This is a genomic window from Streptomyces sp. NPDC045021, assembly GCF_056432645.1.
Map to the genome: position 1 here is coordinate 169,853 of NZ_JBWKIQ010000010.1, position 18,086 is coordinate 187,938.

Below are 18,086 nucleotides of genomic sequence, written 5' to 3' on the forward strand. Positions count from 1 at the left end.
GCGGGCGGCTTCAACCTCTTCAGGCGATGGAAGTTTCGGCCTGGACAGTGAGAAGCTGTTTCACTTCTGCTTTCCGCAGGTGAGAGCCTTGGAGGTGGGGTAGCTCTGCCGGTTGCCGTTCGGTTGGGCGTCGATGGACGGTGCGACGGACGGCAGCGGGGCATCAAGGTCAGGCAGCGAGAGAGATGGGTGCCTGCTGGCCATGTGGCAGGGGCGGGCCAGGCGGCGGGCCATGACTCCTCGAAACCGGCAGGTTCGCGCCCGCTCAGCATCCCGCCGCCGTGCGCAGGGGGACGCTTCCTATTCGGGGCGGCCGTCGGCGAGCCACTGGGCGAGGCCGCTCAGCCCGACCGCCCACCGCCCGAGGTCGGTGGCCTCGGCGTGCCCGGTGACGACGGTGAGCAGCTCGGCCACCGCCTCGTCTGGCCGCTGGGCGTCGTTGAGGGTCAGGGCGCGGAAGACGCGTACGGAGTCGGAGTCGGGGAACTCCCTGCGGGCGCGGTCGAGCACCACGAGCGACTTGTCCAGCTCGCCCAGCCACCTCAGGGTGCTGGCGTACTGGCACAGGCACCGGCGCAGGGTGTCACCCTCGAGGCCGAGGGCGAGCGCCCGCTCGTAGTAGCCGCGGGCGGTCTCTTCCAGGCCCGCGGTGTCGTAGGCGCCACCCACCTCGTATACGAGGACTGGGTGGTCAGGGTGTTCGGCAAGCAGCGCCTGGAAGTAGGCGATCGTCGGCGCCATGTTCGCCCGGTCGCGCTGGTCGTAGCCACACTGGATCGCCTCGGCCAGTTCGGGTGTCACGTCGGTCGTCACTACTGCAGCCCCCATGTGTACGAGTGATCAACTGACCCTATCGCAGGCACGTCCGCAGACAGTTGGACGTGTTCTTCCAACTTCTGGCAAGCAGTGCCTCGGCGAGTTGGGTTGGAACAGGGATGTGGGCGCGCAGTCCTCGCCCGGCCAGGTCGGGATCGCGTCCGGCGTCCTCCGGGGTGGCTTTTGCCACTTCGGTCAGCTCGATGACACCGCCTCGAGCTGAGTCAGCTCGTCCGTGCTCAGCTTGACGGGCACGGTCCGAGCCGAGTCCTTGATGGAGGCCGGGCGGCTGGCTCCCGGCACTGGGATCATCGCTGGGGATCGGCCAGCAGCCAGGCCAGGACGATCTGCTGCGGGCTGACGCCATGCTCGGGGGCGATGTTGTGGAAGGCGGTGCCTGCCGAGGTCGTGCCGGAGCGACCGTCGAGGGAACTGCGGGAAATGCCGCCGAGTGGGCTCCAGAGCAGGAAGGCCAGGCCCAGTTCGGTGCTCGCGCACCTCCGCCACCAGATCGGGTGTCGTCCGGCACCCGGACGCCAGTCCCCAACCGCTCCGTTCGACCACCACGCAGCACCTGCCGGAGCCGGTCGCGCCCGGGACCGCCAACGGCGTGGCTAGACGATCTTTGTCCGGACGGTAAGTGGGCGCGGCTGCGGACAGGACACATCAGCTGGTCAGCGCTCCTGGGCTTCCTTGGTCGCCATTTCGTCGAGTCGTCGTTCGGCCTCGGTCCAGCTGATCGGGAGATCCGCGACGGAGGCGTCCCAGAACACGAACGTGGAATCGCTCATCGTGGAGCGCATCGCCTTCATGATGGAGCGGTGCGGCTCCGTCTGAACGAACGTCATGAGCTGCTCACGGCTCTCCCATGCGGACAGGGTCTGGAACGTCCGCTTGACAGGCCGGGCCACGAGCGAGGCGCCGAAGCAGCCTGGAGCTTTGCGGACCTGGCGCCACGCCGCGAGCGAGTTGAGGAAGAACCGCGGCACGTCCTTAAGGCTCCGGACCTCGAATCGGGACGCCATGATCAGCGCGGCTTCGTGCCCTTCGGGAGAGTTGGGGGTGGTCCAGCGCAAGGTGGGCATTGAAGGACTCCTCGGTAGTGGCGTCGTGCTTGCCAGGGCAATCTGATGATGGCGGGGAGGGAGCGTGCGAGCTGGTCGAGTTGGGGATGACGCAGGTGTCGCCCGAGCGGACCGCCGCGAGGTCTTGGTCCGGTCCGGGCCGCTCCCGGTGGGTGCCGGTGAGAGAGTCGCCTACGGACCCGGAGTGGAATGTCTAGTTCCCCATCGCCGTGCGATTACGGCCAGGTTCGAGGCGAGAACGGAAGCGGCGGGGATGCCCTGGCGGATCGGACTGCTCGGGGGCCCGTGGCTCAAGCCTCGCCCGCCGGGCTGACGTCGCTCGTGTCATTCGCCTGATCACCCAGGCTGATCAGCAGGGTGCGCAGGGTAGCAGCGAGGTCGCCTTGCTGGTGCGGGTCGAGCGCGGCGAGGATGCGCCGTGAGTTGTCGAGGTGGGCGACGACGACGCGGTCGATGAGCTCGCGGCCGGCGGGGGTGAGGGCGACGATGACCGTACGCCGGTTGGCGGGGTCGAGGTCGCGTGTGACGTAGCCCTTGGCGACGAGCCGGTCGAGCCGGTTGGTGATGGCACCTGCTGTCTTCATCGAGTGGCGGGTCAGTTCCCCCGCGGTCATGCCGCCGGGTGCGCCGGCGCGGAGGAGGGTCCCGAGGACGTCGAACTCACCCATCTGCAGCCCGAATTCGCTGAAGAGCGCTTGGAACTCGCGCTCGACGATGCGGGTCACCCGTGACAGGCGGCCGAGAACGTTCATCGGGGACGCGTCGAGGTCGGGGCGGACGCGAGCCCACTGTTCCACGATGAGGTCGACGGCGTCACGTTCCACGAGAACTCCTCAACGTTGAAATGTTTGACGTTAGATTACCACCGTGACGTACGGTCCTCAACGTCAAACATTTCAACGTTGAGGAGTCCCTCATGGGCACCGCGTCACTTCCCGCGATCACCGCGCCAGCGCTCATCGGTGAGGCTCTGGGCCTGACCGCGCTGACAGCGTTGAGGTGTTCTGCTGAACCCTGACAACGAACCGTTGCGTCGACGAGCCCCGCACACTCTGCGGGGCTCGTCGTCGTCCGCCGACACACCGTCATCAGGACGGCCGCTGCGAGCGAAGGGAGGTCGAGTGGATCGGGCGGCGTGCGCTGCACTCGGTCGCCGAGGGCCGCGTATCGCGCGTGGACCACCCGCTCGGCCTCGGTCAGGTCCACCCCCAGCGGACGCAGTGCCTCCCAGACGGACCTGACCGCAGCAAACCGACGATCACGCAGCACGACCTCCCGGCGGGTCCCTTCCTCCAGATGGACCCACCAGCCGCTCACTGAGCCATCAGCCGGGATTTCAGGGCGTGCGCCATAGGCTCGGAGGGTACGTCAGGGCGTGGAGCCCGACCCAGCCGCCCCTTGGTGGTGCTGTCGAATCAGGGGTTCAGGCTCAAGTTCCGGGCTCCGTCGCTACTTTGGGGGTAGTTGGGCATCTATCAGGCGTGATGGGTGGGGTTCAGGTTGCGGACCATTTTCTGCCTCGCGTCGGGGTGAAGGTCGATCAGCTGGTGCTGACGGATGCGGAGGCCCGAGCCGCTGTGCGATCACGGGCCACCTCGGCGGCCTGTTCTGGATGCGGGCAGAGATCTGCCGGTTCCTTCCGCGACGGGGCCCAGGCCGGCGCTCCGCAGGCCCTTCGCCGCAGCACGGTCAACCCAGTCCGCCGTGCCCGCATGCACGCCTCGCTCAGCAGGCGGCTCCTGCCGATGCCCGGATCCCCGCAGATGTCGACCGGCCGACACCGATCCGGGCTCCCCCCAGCCCCGCGAGTAACGCGTCGAGGCGCTCCAGCTGCCCTGATCTGCCCACCAGTTGTTCCACGCCCGCGCCCCTCATCGGTGTCCTGCCCCCACGCAGTCGATCACGGTCCCACCGTCACTCCCCGATGGTCGAGCGCCGACACCCGATTGCCCGCCCTGTGCCCGCACTGTGTCATCGCGTGCTCACTGTCCGGTCCGTCGCGGGGCCTTCCGTACAACCCACGCGAAACGCAGCGGCAGGAACGCGACGTCGCCCTGGGGATCGATGCGCATGGCGATGGTCCACTGGGAGCGACGCGACTACCCCCGACGCGGCGGTCGATCTCCCGGGCCCGGAACACCTTCCCGTCCTCGCCTTCGACGAGCAGGGCCTCGTGGCGCTCGACACCAGAAAGTTTTGAGAATTCGTGCGCCTGGGATGTCGAGAACGTGCGGCCGGCTCCGTCCCAGGGGCACAAGCGGCCGCGAACCGGCCGCTCCACGACCTCGACGAAGGAGCGATCACCATGCAGCCGACCGAGATCACCGGGATCCTGAACCGCCCGATCAGCCAGGAGCTGCTCGCCCGCGACCTGACCCGGCTGGCCTACGTCGCCACGGACGGCACCCCGCGCAGTATCCCGATCGCGTTCACCTGGAACGGCTCGCAGATCGTCCTGTGCACCACGAAGAACGCCCCGAAACTGCCCGCATTGCGCAAGAACCCGATCGTTGCCCTGACCATCGACACCGAGGTCCACCCGCCGAAGATCCTGCTCCTCCGCGGGCGGGCCGAGCTGGACGTCGTCGACGGCATCCCGGAGGAGTATCTCCAGATGAACGGCAGCTACGCGATGACACCGGAGCAGCGCACCGAGTGGGAGGCCGAGGTCCGCTCGCTCTACGACGGCATGGTCCGCATCGTCATCACCCCGACCTGGGCGAAACTCATCGACTTCGAAACCACCCTGCCCACCGCCGTCGAGGAGCTGATCCGGCAGCGCGCCGAACGTCAGTGCGCCTGAGATCACCGCGAGCCAACCAGAATCGGCCCTGCCAACTCCAAGGAACGCCGTAGCAGGCGGAGGTAGCAGGCGTGGGGCACGACCAACGTACGCGTGGGCAGGAGCGCACGGCACCATGTGACGCCCCCTGGAGCGACTTCCCCGCCGTGACCGTGACGCGCGACACGGCCGCCACCATCCGGGAGCTCAAGGAGCCGAGCGGCAGGGACATCTGGCGGTGGGGAGGCTTGACACTCATGCAGTCCCTGCTGGACACAGGCGTCGTCGACGAGATCACCCTGCTCGTCTGCCCCGCGTCACGCGGCAAGGGAACCGGCATTTTCGATGATCGGCAGGACCTCAAACTGCTTGAGGCCACCGCCTTCGAAACGGCGTGGCAGTTCTGCGGTACGAGATCAGGAAATCGGCTGAGACTCCGCTCCATCGAAGAATCCGAACGCCTGCGATGCTGCTCGTTTCGAGCAGCGGCCGGCGTCCGCTCTTCCGCTACCGGCTGCCGGCCCTCCCGTCGGGCTCCGCACATCGCGGCTCGCCGCACCGCCACGGAATAATCCCGGTCCAGATCGACCGGACAGGCCCTAACGTGGCGGAAATGACGGAGCAACTGACACCCATGCCCGATGACTGGCAGCGCGCACTGGCCATCGTCGCCCACCCTGACGACCTGGAGTACGGAGCCGCCGCGGCGATCGCCCAGTGGACCGCAGCGGGACGAGAGATCACCTATCTGCTGGTCACCCGCGGCGAGGCCGGGATCGACGGCCTCGAGCCGAAGGAGTCGGCCCGGATCCGCGAGGCCGAACAGCGGGCCAGCGCGGCCGTGGTCGGTGTCACGGCGGTGGAATTCCTCGACCACCCCGACGGCGTCATCCAGGACGGCCTCGAACTGCGCCGCGACCTGGCCGCGGCGGTCCGCAGGCACCGGCCCGAGCTGCTCATCACGCTCAACCACCACGACACATGGGGCGGCACGGCCTGGAACTCCCCCGACCACCGAATCGTCGGCCGCGCCACGCTCGACGCGGCGGGCGACGCGGGCAACCGCTGGATCTTCCCCGACTTGCCGGACGCGCCGTGGGACGGCGTGCGGTGGGTGGCTGTGGCCGGGTCCCCCCAGGCCACGCACGCGGTGGAGGCCACACCTTCGGGAGCAGAGCGGGCGGTGGCTTCGCTGGCGGAGCACCGGGCGTACATCACGGCACTCTCCGAGCAGTCCCCGAAGGACTACGCCCAGACCTTCCTCCAGGGCATGCTCGACATGGCCGCCCCACGCTTCGGGGGCGTCCCAGCGGTGACGTTCCAGGTCTACCCCCGCTAGATGATCGATTCCAAGGGGCTCAGAGGTCATAGGCAGTCAGCGCGCGCATGACTGGCTGGCCGGTGTGGTCGTTGTGCCAGATGGCTGCGGTGAGGGCGAGGATGCGCTGTAGGACACGGACGACAACACCGCCAGGAGTACGACCGCGGTGGCGTTCGAGGCCGAGCGGGCCCTTGAAGGTCTCGGTGATCGACTCGATGACCTGCCGCAGTGGCTTGAACAGCTGCGATCCGGCCCGCTCGGCCTCGCCCTTGCGAGCCGGCCTCAGCAGTCGGATGTCAAGCTCGGCCAGCTGCTGCTCGAACTCGCGGCCGAAGTAGTTCTTGTCGCCGATCGGTGTCTGCCCTGCCCGATCGCTGGTGAACTGCGGCTCGACGGCGAGCAGGTCCAACAGCGTCTCGCGCTCATCGGCTTTGGCGCCGGTCAGCGCGAAGGCGACGGGGAGGCCGTGCAGGGTGCAGACCAGGTGCAACCGCAGTCCCCAGAAGAAGCGGGTGTGGCTGGCGCAGTACCCGTACTGAGCCCGTCCCGCCAGGTCAGAGCGTTTGACGGTCTCGCGTGACCGGCCGCACTCCACGGGCGTGGAGTCCACGACCCACACGTCGTCGGACCACAGCGTGGTGTCCCGGGCCAGCGTGCGGGTGACGCGCCGAATGAGATCGGCGGCCTTGCGCAGGCGCTTGTTGTAGCCGGGCTGCTGGGGCAGGTAGGGCAACAGGTGCCGCAGGTGGGCGCGGGCGTGCCGCAGGTGGGCGCGGGCGTGCCGCAGGTGGGCGCGGGCGTGCCGCAGCCACCCGGGCCTCGGAGGTGAAGCCGAGCATCGCCTGCATCATCGCCAAGGTCACCAGCTCCGCATCGCTGAGCTGCGGCGCGATACCTATCGTCGGCCGCCAGGGGACGAACTGCGGGGAATACTTCAGCAGGTCGTCGGTCTTCACATAGAGTGCGGTCGCGAGGGAGTCCAGCTCTGTCTTCACACACCGACGTTGGACTCCCTCGCTTCGCCCGCGCAGGCGATCCCCCGTAACCGATGTCTATGCGGAGCGCTTGCGGGCCAGTTCAATGACCTCCAGCGGCAGTGCCTCGGCGACCAGCAGTCGCGGCAACAGGTCCGGTTCCAGCGTCATCGCACGGAAGACGAGCGCGACCGTCACGTCGTGGTCGGGCCGGTGCACGATCTCGACCGGGTCAGCTGTACGGATATCGCCGGGCTCGATCACGCGCAGATACGCGCCCGGCCGTGCGGCCTGCGTGAACCGCTTGATCCAGCCGTCGCGCTCCAGCCAGCCCTGGAAGGTGGCACACGGGATCCGCGCGCACGACACCTCCAAGACGACGTCCGACCCGATCCGCCAACGCTCACCGATCAGGGCGCCGTTGACGTCCAGGCCCAGACTCGTGAGGTTCTCCCCGAAGACGCCGTTCTGAAGCGGCCTGCCCAACTCGGCCTCCCAGTCATCGAGGTCCTCGCGCGCGTAGGCGTAGACGGCCTGGTCGACGCCGCCATGATGCTTCACGTCGTACACCCGATCGCCAAGGAGACCGACATCACCGGTGCCCTTTGGGCCAGGCGCGCTGACGGCGACTGGGCCGTCGACGGGGTGCTTGTCGATGCCCGTCGCGCTCAGGCCCTTCCACGGGTTGGGCCGGGGCCTGCCGACATTGACAGAGAGCAGCTTCATGCCGGGTGACGGTACGGGCCCATCAACGCTGCCGCGACTCATTTCCCAGCCATGCGGCACATCGTCTCGCTGACGTTCTACCGCTGAACCCCTTGGAATCGATCAACTAGTGCCGGATCAAGCAACGTTTGCCCTGTCGACGACGCTGCGGCTGCCCGACGGATTCACCGACGTCTTCACCAGCCGCCTCGTGGAGCTGAACGGGCTGCGGCTGCACGCGGTCACCGGCGGGGACGGCCCGCCGCTGCTGCTGGTCGGCGGGTGGCCACAGACCTGGTACGCCTGGCGGGAAGTGATGCCCGCGCTCGCCCGCGAGCACACCGTCGTAGCCGTCGACTCCCGTGGGGCCGGGCTCTCCGACAAGCCCGACGACGGTTACGACGCCGGCACGCTGGCCGCCGATCTGGTCGCGCTGATGGCCGCGCTCGGGCACGACCGGTTCGACGTGGTCGGCCACGACATCGGCATGTGGACCGGATACGCCCTCGCTGCCGATCACCCCGAGCGGGTGGGCCGGCTCGCTGTCGTCGACGCCGTTATCCCCGGTCTCACGCCGACCCCGTCGGTCTTCAGCCCGACCGCGGTCAACCAGCGGCTCTGGCACTTCGGCTTCAACCGGCTCACCGACCTCAACGAGGAGCTGGTTCGGGGGCGGGAGCGGCTCTTCTTCGGCTACCAGTCCGCCAAGAAGGCTGCCACCCCGGACGCGATCCCCGCGTACGCCGTCGACGTCTACGTCGATGCGATCGTCGCGGATCCTCGCGGGCTGCGGGCAAGCTTCGCGTACTACCGGGCGCTGTACGAGACGAACGCGCAGAACGAGCAGCGCAAGAAGACCCGGCTGACGCTGCCGGTGCTCGCCATCGGCGGCGCGCGGTACAGCGGCGCGATGGTCGCCGAGACGATGCGGCTGGCGGCCGACGATGTCACCGGGGTGGTCCTCGACGATTGCGGCCATTACGTGGCTGAGGAGCAGCCGGCGCGGTTTACCGAGATCCTGGAGGACTTCCTCGGTGGCAAACCGGTAGCAGGCGTGCCGCGCGGCTGACACATTCGCACGAGATCACCCGGTTCCGGCCGTTGCTGGACCAGATCGGCGACCTGCGCGACACCGTGATCACCACGGACGCACTGCATTGCCAGCACGAGCACGTCACCTACGTCGCCGAACGCCGCGCACGCTGGATCCTGACCGTCCAAGGCAACCAGCCCTGCCTGCATGCTCAGCTCGCCGCCTTGCCCTGGCGGGCCGTCCCGGACGCCACCCGCGACACCACCAGCGGTCACGGCCGCCGAGATCCGCACTCTGAAAGTCCTGACGATCTCTACCGGCATCGACTTCCCGCACGCCGCCCAGGCCCTGCAGATCCGCCGTCGCAGACGCCGCATCGACCAGCCGAAACGCTTCACCGAAACCGTCTACGCCATCACCGACCTGCGCGTCCACAAGGCCAGACCGGCACAACTGGCCACCTGGATTCGCGGGCACCGGGCCATCGAGACAAGATTCACTGGGTCCGCGATGTCACCTACGACGAAGACCGCAGCCAGGTCCGAACGGGCACCGGACCTGAGGTCATGGCCGCTCTGCGCAACGCCGCCATCGGGCGCGTTACGCACCGCCTGAATCACCAACATCGCCGCTGGCACCCGCCGTAGTAGCCGCCCACTGGCCCTCCTCGGCATCACCTAACGACTGTGCCGGGCCCCTGGTTGACTTCCCATCAGCTATACCTTCAGACGCACGGCTGACGAAATCTTCGGGCACCCGCGGCTGGCGGCAATCTACGACCCGCTTGATCCAGATCGCAGCGACCTTCACGCCTACCTGGACCTTGCCCTGCAACTCGATGCGAGGCAAGTGACGGACATCGGCTGCGGCACCGGCGTCTTCGCACTCCTACTGGCTGATCGCGGCATCGAGGTCGTCGGTGTCGAACTGCGAGTCCTTCGACAGCTTGAAGGTGTCCACTAGGTGGGGCTTGAGGCCGAAAGCCTGGACCGGGCTTCGTTCAGCCGTGTCAGCAGCGTTTGTTCAGCCGTTTGGGCAGCGAGTCGCGGCGCGAGGTCTCATGAATGTTCGCGAGAAATGACGTCAGTACATGTGCCGGCTCGCCCCTTAAGGGCGGCGGTTCGTCGAGACCGAACTGCGCGCTGTCAGAACGGCAGGGAGGCCCGTCTGTCAGCCTCCGCTGCGAAGCGCGTCGAGGATGTGTGGCCGGGCAACCGCGCCGAGGAGTCGCCCGTCGGCCTTCTGGATCGGATCGGTCTGTCGTGGCGCCCCACGGCAGGGCGGCTGAGAACGCCGAGGAGATGTCGTCAGGCACCCATCGGCGGGGCCCTCACGGGAGGTCCGCTGCCGGGTGTTCGTATGCAATCGTTTCTGTGCGCTTCGGTTCGAGCCGTAGCGAGGCGGTTCAGCGGCCCGTTATTCCTGGTCCTGACCACATCGGGTGGATCGCTGAGCCGCACGAAGGATGAGCTGATGAGACCACACAGCACGATAGCTCGCGGAACATTGCTGACGCTGATCCGGCTGCTCGCCGTGTTCGCCCTGGCAGCAGGAACACTGACCACCCTCGGGTCGACTGCGGCGCATGCGTCCACCAACCAGTTCAAGGGCGTGAACTGGGCTGACCAGCGCGACAACTTCGTCAACGGCGTGCTGTACCCGTCCGGGCTCAGCGCGTCGGACACGCACGCTTCGGCGGCGACTGTGGCCGACCGAGTCGTCGGCCAGCTCTACTCGATCACCGGTGCCAACACCGTCCGTCTGCCGATCAACGAGCCCACCGTGGCGAGCTACTGGACGACCTACACCGGGGCCATCGACACGGCGCTGAGCAAGGGCAAGGTGATCCTCGCGTACTGGGCCTACGCCAATGGCAAGCCGGCGAGCACCACCGGCTTCAACCAGATGTGGGACACCGTCGTCGCCAAGTACGGCAGCAATCCGAACGCCTACTTCGAGGTCTTCAACGAGCCGTACGCCTACGGCACCACCGACCTCGACAACCTGTACAACGCCTGGCTGGCCAGGTACTCCGGTGTGCCGCGCGACAGGGTGATCCTCGACGGTGCCGGCTACGCCCAGAACGTCGCGGCCGTCGGCGGTGACAGCCGTCTGAACGGCACCTTGCTCGCCGTACACGACTACTCGTTCTTCGCGGGTTACGAGGACGAGACCGAGTGGGCGAACCACCTGGCCGGTTACATCGGCGCGTACGCCGCCCGCACCATCGCCACCGAATGGGGCGGCCCGATGAGCCCGGGCAGCAAGAACGGTGTTCCCTACAGCACCATCGACTACAGCGTCCCCAGCGGATCGTTCTTCGCGGACTACCTGAGAGGCGTCAGCAGCGAACTGCACAACCTCGGTGTCGGCAGCGTCTATTGGCCGGGTCTGCGCGATGGCGACTGGTACAGCCTGACCACCAAGAGCGGAAGCGGCTCGGGCATCGCCCTGTCGCTGGTCAATCCCTCGGGCCTGACCCGGTTGCAGTACGCCTGGGGCATCGGCAACGGAGGAGGCACCTACGTCAGGATCGCCAACGCCGCCACCGGCCTGTACGTCGACGGCGCCGGCCGCACCTCGGACGGATCCAATGCCGATCAGTGGAGTAACAGCGCCGGCCGCTCCGAGGAGCAGTGGAGCATCGAGAACTTCGGTACCTATGTGCGCATCAAGAATCGCGCCACCGGGCTGTACCTGGACGGCGAGGGCCGCACTTCAAGCGGCGCCGCGGTGGGTCAGTACGCCGCCAGCAGCAGCACCAACCAGCAGTGGTCGATCCTGACGGACGCCGACAACGTGCGTATCAAGAACCGTGCCACGGGCTTGTACATCGACGGCATGGGCCGTACGGGCGCCGGCTCCGACCTGGCGCAGTACAGCGGGTCCGACGCCGCCAACCAGCGGTGGCGGATCACGGCCGCGGGCTGACCGGCTGATCGGCTTCCTACGGAGCCGACCGCCTGTCGGGCGGGGAGAGCGGGAGTGCCTTCCGGCTGTGATGACGGGGATCTTCGAAGAGCCCGTCCTCACAGCCGGAAGGCACTCCTGTGCGGCCCGCGCCCCGAGTCCTCGTGTCACCCGATCACCCGACACCGCTGGCGTCCTGCGGGTGTGCGGCGCGGACGTTGCGCCACACCACGTACAGAGCGCACCCGGGCAGGACCGCGAGGCCCGTCAGGGGGGAACGGTTGACCAGGGCGGTCGCGGCGAGCAGGAGGGTGAGGTTCGTCAGGGCGAGCGGCCAGCGCCGCAGCAGGCCGTACGGGGCGGCCAGGTAGTCGGCGGCGGTGAGACGGCGGTCCCACGTATCGACTGCGGTCAGGGCCATGGCGTGCACACCCGACAGGGCGGACAGCACCGAGACCAGAAGGAGCGCGGGGCATACCGCGAGCCCGACGGTGGTGTGCCGCAGCAGCACCGCGTCGGTTCCGCTGACCGCCGCCAGGAGTGCGTACGGCGTCCACAGTGCCATCGCCTGGCGGAAGTGGCGCCGGTAGGCGTGGGCCAGCGCGCGGGCCGTGTCCGCGCCGACGTCCGCGGCCCGTTCGAGGTAGCCGAACGCGCCGGCGAGAGCCGGGCCGACGCACAGCCACAGCAGCGTGAAGGGCACGGGGTGGCGCCACGGCGTGTGCGTGGCGGTGAGTGCCGCGAGCAGCGGCAGGCAGGCGATCGCAAGCCCGACGTTCACCACCAGCATCTGGTGGACGTGGGTCCAGATCAACTCCCAGGATCCAAAGGAGACGTTGGTCGGCAGACGGCGCGGGCGGCCGGGGGCGGCGGGGGCAGCGCTCATGACGGGATCACCCCTTGAGTCCGGTGGTGGCGATGCCGCGCACGAAGTAGCGCTGGCCGAGCAGGAAGAGGACCAGGATGGGAACGACGGAGATGACGGACCCCGCCATGATCATGGCGTACTGGGCGTCGTACTGGCCGATGAAGGAGCGCAGGCCGAGCTGGACGGTCCACAAGTCGTTGTCCGTGAGGTAGATGAACGGACCCATGTAGTCGTTCCAGGTGTTGACGAAGGTCAGCAGCGCCAGGCTGGCAAGGGCGGGCTTGGACAGCGGCAGCATGATGCGCGCCCAGATCCCGTACTCACTCAGTCCGTCGAGCCGCGCCGCCTCGCTGATCTCGTCGGGGATGGTCAGGTAGAACTGCCGCATGAGGAAGACCCCGAAGGCCCCGAACGCCTGGATGAGGATCAGAGACCATCGGGTGTTCACCAGGCCGAGCTTCTCCATGATGATGTACTGGGGGATCATGTAAGCCTGCCACGGAACGGCGATGGTGGCGATGTAGCCCAGAAAGAGGGCGTCCCGGCCGGGGAAGCGCATCTTGGCGAAGCCGTACGCGGCGAAGCTGCCGGTGAGCACCTGGAGGAAGGTGATCGCCACGCTGAGCAGCAGGGAGTTCTCGAGATACGTGGCAAGCGGTATCTGCTTCCAGATGTCGGTGAAGTTCTGCCAGTGGTAGCTCTTGGGGATCCACTCGATGGGCACGGTGAAGACGTCCCGGTCGGCTTTCACCGAGGAGATCGCCATCCACACGAAGGGCATCAGGATCGCCGCGGCGAGGACGACCAAAAGCGCGTACATCAGCGCGCGGCCGGCGGTCTGTGCCGTGTGGCGCCGCGGCTGGGCAGCGGGCCGCACCGTGGTGGGCGCGGAGGCCGCGGAAGGACGGTGGCCCTTGGGCAGCACAGTGGTGTTCATCGTTCGCTCCTGCGCTGGAACTGGAACTGGACGAGCGTGACGGCCAGCACGATCACGAAGAGCGCGAGCGAGACGGCCGACGAGTAGCCGAACCGGCCGTGGGTGATGCCCTCGCGGAAGATCAGCTGGGACAGCACCAGCGTGGACCGCCCGGGACCGCCTTCGGTCATCACCTGGACCAGGTCGAAGACCTTGAAGCTGGAGATGGTGAGCATGATCATCACGAAGAACGTGGTGGGCCGCAGCCCTGGCACGGTCACATGCCAGAAGCGCGCCCACGGCCCCGCGCCGTCCATCCGGGCCGCCTCGTACAACTCGGCCGGGATGGTCTGCAGACCCGCCAGGAAGAGCACCATGTAGTAGCCCATGTCGCGCCATACGCTGGTCAGGATCAGCGCCGGCAGGGACCAGTCGGTGGAGGTGGTCCAGCCTGGCGGGTGGGACCATCCCAGGTGCCGCAGCAACTCGTTGACGGGACCGACGTCCGGGCTGAGCAGCATGTTCCACACGACCGCCACCGCGACGAGCGAGGTGACGTAGGGGAAGAAGAACGCGGTGCGCAAAATGCCGACCCCGCGGAGTTTCTGATTGAGCAGGACCGCAAGGCCCAGCGAGGCCGCGAGAGTGAGCGGGATGTGTCCTGCCGCGTACCAGCAGGTGTTCTGGACGGCGGTCCAGAAATTGTCGTCGTGCCGCATCCGGCGGAAGTTGGCCAGTCCGATCCACTTCGGGCTGGAGTACGAGTCCCAGTCGGTGAAGGCGACCACGAACGTTCCCACCACTGGGACCAGGGTCAGGGCGGCGAAGCCGAGGAAGTTCGGCAGGATGAAGCTCCAGCCGATCAGCACGTTGCGCCGGCGCCGGCGGCGGATGGCCGCCGGCGAAGCTGGGACCGACGGGGTATCGACGGTCGTCACTGGACTTCGCTCTTCACGCGGTGGTCCATCTCCTTGATGCCCGCGTCCACGGACTTCTCGCCGGTCATCACGAGCTTGTGTTCCTCGGTGAGGATCTGGTCGACGTCGGATGACGTGTCACTGACCGGCATTTCCAGCTGTACCTTCGCCGGCTGCATGGCCTGCCTGGACACCGCGTCGGTGGGCATGCCCTGAACACCGAAGAACGTGTTCATGACCGAACTGTCGTTGTACGACGGGACGAGGCCGATCTTCGCGATCGCTGCGGCGCCCTCGGGGCCCGAAGCCCACTCGACGAACTGCTTGGCGGCGTCCGCGTTGCGGGCCTTCTTGTTGACCGCGAAGGCGGTGGTCGATCCGAAGGTGGTGGCCTTGCCGTTGGCGGAAACCTGCGGGAGCGGTGCCAGTCCCCAGTCGACCGAATTCTTGCCCTGGGCCTTCTCCGCCAGCAGGGCCGCGGCCCACCAGGTACCCATCGGGACCATGGCCGCCTTGCCCGTCGTGAACTGCGAGTCGTAGGTGATCTTCTGGCTGGACGCGGTGGCGAACGGCAGCGTGGCGCCGGCTTTCTGCACGTCGAGTGCGATGTTGTACTGGTCCTTCATCCAGCCGTAGTCGCCGCCGAGCAGGTTGCCGCCGCTCTGCGCCGAAGCGACCGCCTGCACGACCGACCGCCAGGTGTGCAGATACGTCCCGTAGGTCTTCGACGAACCCGAGCCCTTCGTCAGCTGCTTGGCCAGGCTGTCGAACCCACTCCACGTCAGATGCGACACGTCCGCGTCGCCGACCAGCTTCCTGTTGTAGAACAGCACCCAGAAGTCCTGCCGATAAGGCAGGGCGTAGTACTGGCCCTTGAGGTCGTAGTCCTTGAGGCCGGAGTAGGCCGACTTGTCGGGCAGCTTGGAGACGTCATCGGTGAGCGGCAGCAACTGGCCGCGGGAACCGTAGCGGGCGTAGTCGGTGACGTTCTTCATCGTCAGCACGTCGGTCTTGTCACCGCCCGCGAGCATGGTGGTGATCTTGTCCGGGTAGTCGGCGGCGAGGATGTCGACCGGCTGCACGTCGATCTTGGGGTACTTCGCCTCGAAGCCGTCGATGAGCGCCTTGAACTCCGGGGTCGTCTTGTAGTTCCACAGGGCGACCTTGACGACTGTGCGGCCGTCGGACGTGGTGCCGGAACCGCCGCCGCTGCTGCATGCCGCGACCCCGAAGAGGGTCGCGGCCAGCGCGACGGGGAGGACTCTCAGGGTGGTCTTTCTCATGGGGTGCGGCTCCTTGCGGTGAGGGTTGATGACGTGCGGTGGGAAGTGCCGGTGGTGTCGCGGAAACGTGCGGTCAGGCGCTCAGGCCCAGCGCCCAGTTCTCGGCCGTGATCTCGGCGGTCAGCGGTTGGTGTGCCGTCCAGCGTGCGAGTTCGTCCAGGGTGTGGTCGGTGAGCCGACCGATCTCGGTGCCGAGTGAGCCTGCGAGGTGCGGCGTCACCATGACGCGGGCCGGCTGCCGCAGCGGGGAGTCGAACGGCAGCGGCTCGGGGTCGGTGACGTCGAGAATGGCGAACAGCCGGCCGGCGGCGCACTCGGCCGCGAGCGCCGCGTCGTCGATGAGGCTGCCGCGCGCGGTGTTGATCACGGTGGCGTGATCCGGCAGACGGCTCAGTTCCGCGGCCCCGATCAGGTGCCGGGTCTCGGCCAGTTCGGGGGCATGCAGTGTCAGGACGTCGGCCCTGGGCAGCAGATCGCCCAGGGCCGTCAGGGTGGCGCCGGCTGCCGCGACCTCGTCGGGATCGGCGTGCGGGTCGGCGACCAGACAGGTCGTGCCGCCGAGTAGCCCGAGGAGGTCGACGACCTTGCGCCCGATCCGGGAGAAGCCGACGACTCCCACCGTGCGACCGTAGTTGGACAGGTCGCCGTAGCCGGTCACACTGCCCCAGCCGCCGTAGGCGCGCTGCTCGTCCGCGGCGAGGAAGGGGGCCTTCTTCCCGGCGAAGATGATGGCGGCCAGCGTGTACTCGGCGACGGGTATGGCGTTGGCGTCGGCTGCGCTGGTGACGCGGATGCCCCGCCGCCACACCGCGTCCCCGACCAGGCCCCTGACGCTGCCCGCGCAGTGCAGCACCGCACGGAGCTTCGGCGCGGCAGCCAGCCGGGCCGACGTCAACTGCGGGGCGCCCCATGAGGTGAGCAGTACATCGACCTCCAAGAGGCGGTTCCTCGCGGCCGGGGCGTCGAGGTCGTCGGTCCACAGCGGATCGCCCAGCGTCACCAGAGCAGCGAGCCGGTCCAGGCGGCTCCGGTCGAAGTGCGCGTCGAAGCTCTGCCGGCTCATCGCGATCAGCGCGTGGGGCTTGGTCTGCATCGGGCGTTGGGTCCATTTCCTCGGAACGACTGCCGGCCCGGTGTTTCCAGGGAGTTCCGTTCCAAATACGTTGGAACAGAGATAGTGGTGTCCAGCAGCAGTTCACTAGTGTTCGAACAGAACTGCAAGAAAACGTTCAGATATGAACACCGCTACCGAGAGGCGCCGTGATGAGCGACGACCGACTCTTCGCACCGCAGCGACACGAGCGGGTGATGGAGGAACTGCGCCTCCACGGCGCGGTGCGGGTACGCGACCTGGCCAGGATCCTCGCGGTCAGCGAACTGACGGTCCGCCGCGACCTCGGCGCACTCGCCGACAGTGGCCTGCTCACCAAGGTGCACGGCGGCGCCACACTGCCGAACGGCCTGGGGCCGTCGACCTCCGCGGTCCCCGGCCGTCGACCGCGCTCGGCGGTGGCGGCCTTCACCATTGGCATGGTGGTGCCGTCGCTGGACTTCTACTGGCCGCTGATCGTCGGCGGCGCGCGGGCCTCCGCCGCCGCCCTCGGTGTGCAGATCCAGCTGCGCGGGTCGAGCTACGACCAGGCCGAGGACCGGCGCCAGATATCCCGGCTGATCGCGGCCCAGCAGGTCCAGGGCCTGCTGCTCGCCCCCAACCTCGAAGGCGACGGACTCGACGAGATGATCGACTGGATAGGCAACCTTCCGGTTCCCACCATCCTGGTCGAGCGCCAGACCCCGCATTGGACCCCCACCCCGCGCCAACTGGAGTGGGTCCGCAGTGATCACGCCCTGGGCCTGGAGATGGCGGTGCGTCACCTGTACGAGCACGGCCACCGGCGGATGGGCCTGGTGCTCTCCAAGGGCAGTCCCACCTCCGCCCATCTGGCGACGGGCTGGCAGCGGGTCTGCGCGGATCTGGGCCTGCCCGCCGACTTCGTCGTGCGCGAGAGCGTCGCCCTCGAAGTGCCGGGCCACCGCGAGATCATCAGCGGAGTCCTGGAGCGGTGCCGTCACCACCGGACCACCGCCCTGATCGTGCACAGCGACCCCGACGCGATCTCCATCGCGCAATACCTCGCGGAAGAGGGCGTCGCCATCCCTGGCGACATGGCGATGGTCAGCTACGACGACGAGGTGGCCCAACTCGCGGAGCCGGCCATGACCGCGGTGCGCCCGTCCAAGGCACGGGTCGGACGAGTGGCGGTGGAGATGATGGTCTCCCGGCTGATGGAGGGCAAGCGCCGTCCCGCGCAACGCGTGCTCATCCTTCCGGAGCTGGTCATCCGGAACTCCTCCGTGGCCTCCTCCGGGCAGATCTGGACGACGCCCGCCGGCGACAACGCACCGTTCGGGTGACCGCCTACGCCCACACACAGATCCCCAGCCGTGTTCGAATGAGATCGATCGCGGTCGATTG

17 protein-coding genes and 2 pseudogenes are annotated in these 18,086 nt (G+C 67.9%); 8 read left to right on the forward strand and 11 right to left on the reverse strand.

The window, feature by feature from the left end:
- Nucleotides 1–60: 60 nt before the first annotated feature.
- The 4 genes from AC07DC_RS27995 to AC07DC_RS28010 form a co-directional block, all read right to left on the reverse strand.
- Nucleotides 61–234 (reverse strand): hypothetical protein, encoded by a 174-nt coding sequence (locus AC07DC_RS27995; protein WP_478917255.1) that lies wholly within the window; start codon nucleotides 232–234, stop codon nucleotides 61–63.
- Between the two features lie 66 nt (nucleotides 235–300).
- The gene (locus AC07DC_RS28000) at nucleotides 301–828 is read right to left on the reverse strand and encodes a tetratricopeptide repeat protein (protein WP_478917256.1); all 528 of its coding nucleotides are present in this window, start codon (nucleotides 826–828) and stop codon (nucleotides 301–303) included.
- A gap of 662 nt (nucleotides 829–1,490) precedes the next feature.
- On the reverse strand, nucleotides 1,491–1,901 hold the full coding sequence (locus AC07DC_RS28005) for a DUF3291 domain-containing protein (protein ID WP_478917257.1): 411 nt from the start codon (nucleotides 1,899–1,901) through the stop codon (nucleotides 1,491–1,493).
- Between the two features lie 290 nt (nucleotides 1,902–2,191).
- A complete protein-coding gene (locus AC07DC_RS28010) occupies nucleotides 2,192–2,725 on the reverse strand; it encodes a MarR family winged helix-turn-helix transcriptional regulator (protein ID WP_478917258.1) in 534 nt (177 codons plus the stop codon).
- Between the two features lie 1,481 nt (nucleotides 2,726–4,206).
- Here AC07DC_RS28010 and AC07DC_RS28015 point away from each other — a divergent pair.
- From AC07DC_RS28015 to AC07DC_RS28025, 3 genes are all read left to right on the forward strand, one after another.
- Nucleotides 4,207–4,704 (forward strand): pyridoxamine 5'-phosphate oxidase family protein, encoded by a 498-nt coding sequence (locus tag AC07DC_RS28015; RefSeq protein ID WP_250979942.1) that lies wholly within the window; start codon nucleotides 4,207–4,209, stop codon nucleotides 4,702–4,704.
- Nucleotides 4,705–4,856: 152 nt separating this feature from the next.
- On the forward strand, nucleotides 4,857–5,255 hold the full coding sequence (locus AC07DC_RS28020) for a dihydrofolate reductase family protein (protein ID WP_478917425.1): 399 nt from the start codon (nucleotides 4,857–4,859) through the stop codon (nucleotides 5,253–5,255).
- A gap of 41 nt (nucleotides 5,256–5,296) precedes the next feature.
- Complete coding sequence (locus AC07DC_RS28025; protein WP_478917259.1) at nucleotides 5,297–6,022, forward strand: PIG-L deacetylase family protein; 726 nt, start codon at nucleotides 5,297–5,299, stop codon at nucleotides 6,020–6,022.
- A gap of 19 nt (nucleotides 6,023–6,041) precedes the next feature.
- Here the strand turns inward: AC07DC_RS28025 and AC07DC_RS28030 are convergent.
- A pseudogene (locus AC07DC_RS28030) lies at nucleotides 6,042–6,999 on the reverse strand (IS982 family transposase).
- A 57-nt stretch (nucleotides 7,000–7,056) separates the two neighbouring features.
- Nucleotides 7,057–7,704: an MOSC domain-containing protein gene (locus AC07DC_RS28035; protein WP_478917260.1), complete on the reverse strand. Its 648-nt coding sequence runs from the start codon at nucleotides 7,702–7,704 to the stop codon at nucleotides 7,057–7,059.
- 109 nt (nucleotides 7,705–7,813) lie between these two features.
- On the opposite strand from AC07DC_RS28035, the gene AC07DC_RS28040 reads away from it, so the two are divergent.
- The 4 genes and pseudogenes from AC07DC_RS28040 (at nucleotide 7,814) to AC07DC_RS28055 (ending at nucleotide 11,647) form a co-directional block, all read left to right on the forward strand.
- A complete protein-coding gene (locus tag AC07DC_RS28040; RefSeq protein ID WP_478917261.1) occupies nucleotides 7,814–8,752 on the forward strand; it encodes an alpha/beta fold hydrolase in 939 nt (312 codons plus the stop codon).
- Between the two features lie 14 nt (nucleotides 8,753–8,766).
- Complete coding sequence (locus AC07DC_RS28045; protein ID WP_478917426.1) at nucleotides 8,767–9,363, forward strand: ISAs1 family transposase; 597 nt, start codon at nucleotides 8,767–8,769, stop codon at nucleotides 9,361–9,363.
- A gap of 64 nt (nucleotides 9,364–9,427) precedes the next feature.
- Nucleotides 9,428–9,643, forward strand: a pseudogene (locus AC07DC_RS28050) (SAM-dependent methyltransferase); the annotation flags it as partial.
- A gap of 546 nt (nucleotides 9,644–10,189) precedes the next feature.
- Nucleotides 10,190–11,647 (forward strand): RICIN domain-containing protein, encoded by a 1,458-nt coding sequence (locus AC07DC_RS28055; RefSeq protein WP_478917262.1) that lies wholly within the window; start codon nucleotides 10,190–10,192, stop codon nucleotides 11,645–11,647.
- Between the two features lie 154 nt (nucleotides 11,648–11,801).
- Here AC07DC_RS28055 and AC07DC_RS28060 read toward each other — a convergent pair whose 3' ends face one another.
- From AC07DC_RS28060 to AC07DC_RS28080, 5 genes are all read right to left on the reverse strand, one after another.
- Nucleotides 11,802–12,512: a hypothetical protein gene (locus AC07DC_RS28060; protein WP_478917263.1), complete on the reverse strand. Its 711-nt coding sequence runs from the start codon at nucleotides 12,510–12,512 to the stop codon at nucleotides 11,802–11,804.
- Between the two features lie 7 nt (nucleotides 12,513–12,519).
- Nucleotides 12,520–13,431, reverse strand: coding sequence for a carbohydrate ABC transporter permease (locus AC07DC_RS28065; RefSeq protein ID WP_478917264.1), 912 nt, complete (start codon nucleotides 13,429–13,431; stop codon nucleotides 12,520–12,522).
- Nucleotides 13,428–14,348, reverse strand: a complete 921-nt coding sequence (locus AC07DC_RS28070; protein WP_478917265.1) for a carbohydrate ABC transporter permease — start codon at nucleotides 14,346–14,348, stop codon at nucleotides 13,428–13,430. The genes AC07DC_RS28065 and AC07DC_RS28070 overlap by 4 nt, the downstream gene beginning before the upstream one ends.
- Entirely contained in the window at nucleotides 14,345–15,610 is a 1,266-nt protein-coding gene (locus AC07DC_RS28075; RefSeq protein ID WP_478917266.1) for an ABC transporter substrate-binding protein, read from the reverse strand. The genes AC07DC_RS28070 and AC07DC_RS28075 overlap by 4 nt, the downstream gene beginning before the upstream one ends.
- A gap of 73 nt (nucleotides 15,611–15,683) precedes the next feature.
- Nucleotides 15,684–16,703 carry a hydroxyacid dehydrogenase gene (locus AC07DC_RS28080; RefSeq protein WP_478917267.1) on the reverse strand — a complete coding sequence of 340 codons (1,020 nt, stop codon included), beginning with the start codon at nucleotides 16,701–16,703 and terminating at the stop codon, nucleotides 15,684–15,686.
- Nucleotides 16,704–16,873: 170 nt separating this feature from the next.
- Between AC07DC_RS28080 and AC07DC_RS28085 the strand changes: the two genes are divergently transcribed.
- Nucleotides 16,874–18,025 (forward strand): LacI family DNA-binding transcriptional regulator, encoded by a 1,152-nt coding sequence (locus AC07DC_RS28085; protein WP_478917268.1) that lies wholly within the window; start codon nucleotides 16,874–16,876, stop codon nucleotides 18,023–18,025.
- Nucleotides 18,026–18,086 lie beyond the last annotated feature (61 nt).

Coding starts and splice junctions, on each gene's coding strand:
- AC07DC_RS28085 (WP_478917268.1), top strand. CDS start 16,874: ATGAGCGACGACCGACTCTTCGCACCGCAGCGACACGAGCGGGTGATG.
- AC07DC_RS28055 (WP_478917262.1), top strand. CDS start 10,190: ATGAGACCACACAGCACGATAGCTCGCGGAACATTGCTGACGCTGATC.
- AC07DC_RS28060 (WP_478917263.1), bottom strand. CDS start 12,512: ATGAGCGCTGCCCCCGCCGCCCCCGGCCGCCCGCGCCGTCTGCCGACC.
- AC07DC_RS28065 (WP_478917264.1), bottom strand. CDS start 13,431: ATGAACACCACTGTGCTGCCCAAGGGCCACCGTCCTTCCGCGGCCTCC.
- AC07DC_RS27995 (WP_478917255.1), bottom strand. CDS start 234: ATGGCCCGCCGCCTGGCCCGCCCCTGCCACATGGCCAGCAGGCACCCA.
- AC07DC_RS28000 (WP_478917256.1), bottom strand. CDS start 828: ATGGGGGCTGCAGTAGTGACGACCGACGTGACACCCGAACTGGCCGAG.
- AC07DC_RS28015 (WP_250979942.1), top strand. CDS start 4,207: ATGCAGCCGACCGAGATCACCGGGATCCTGAACCGCCCGATCAGCCAG.
- AC07DC_RS28080 (WP_478917267.1), bottom strand. CDS start 16,703: ATGCAGACCAAGCCCCACGCGCTGATCGCGATGAGCCGGCAGAGCTTC.
- AC07DC_RS28035 (WP_478917260.1), bottom strand. CDS start 7,704: ATGAAGCTGCTCTCTGTCAATGTCGGCAGGCCCCGGCCCAACCCGTGG.
- AC07DC_RS28025 (WP_478917259.1), top strand. CDS start 5,297: ATGACGGAGCAACTGACACCCATGCCCGATGACTGGCAGCGCGCACTG.
- AC07DC_RS28005 (WP_478917257.1), bottom strand. CDS start 1,901: ATGCCCACCTTGCGCTGGACCACCCCCAACTCTCCCGAAGGGCACGAA.
- AC07DC_RS28075 (WP_478917266.1), bottom strand. CDS start 15,610: ATGAGAAAGACCACCCTGAGAGTCCTCCCCGTCGCGCTGGCCGCGACC.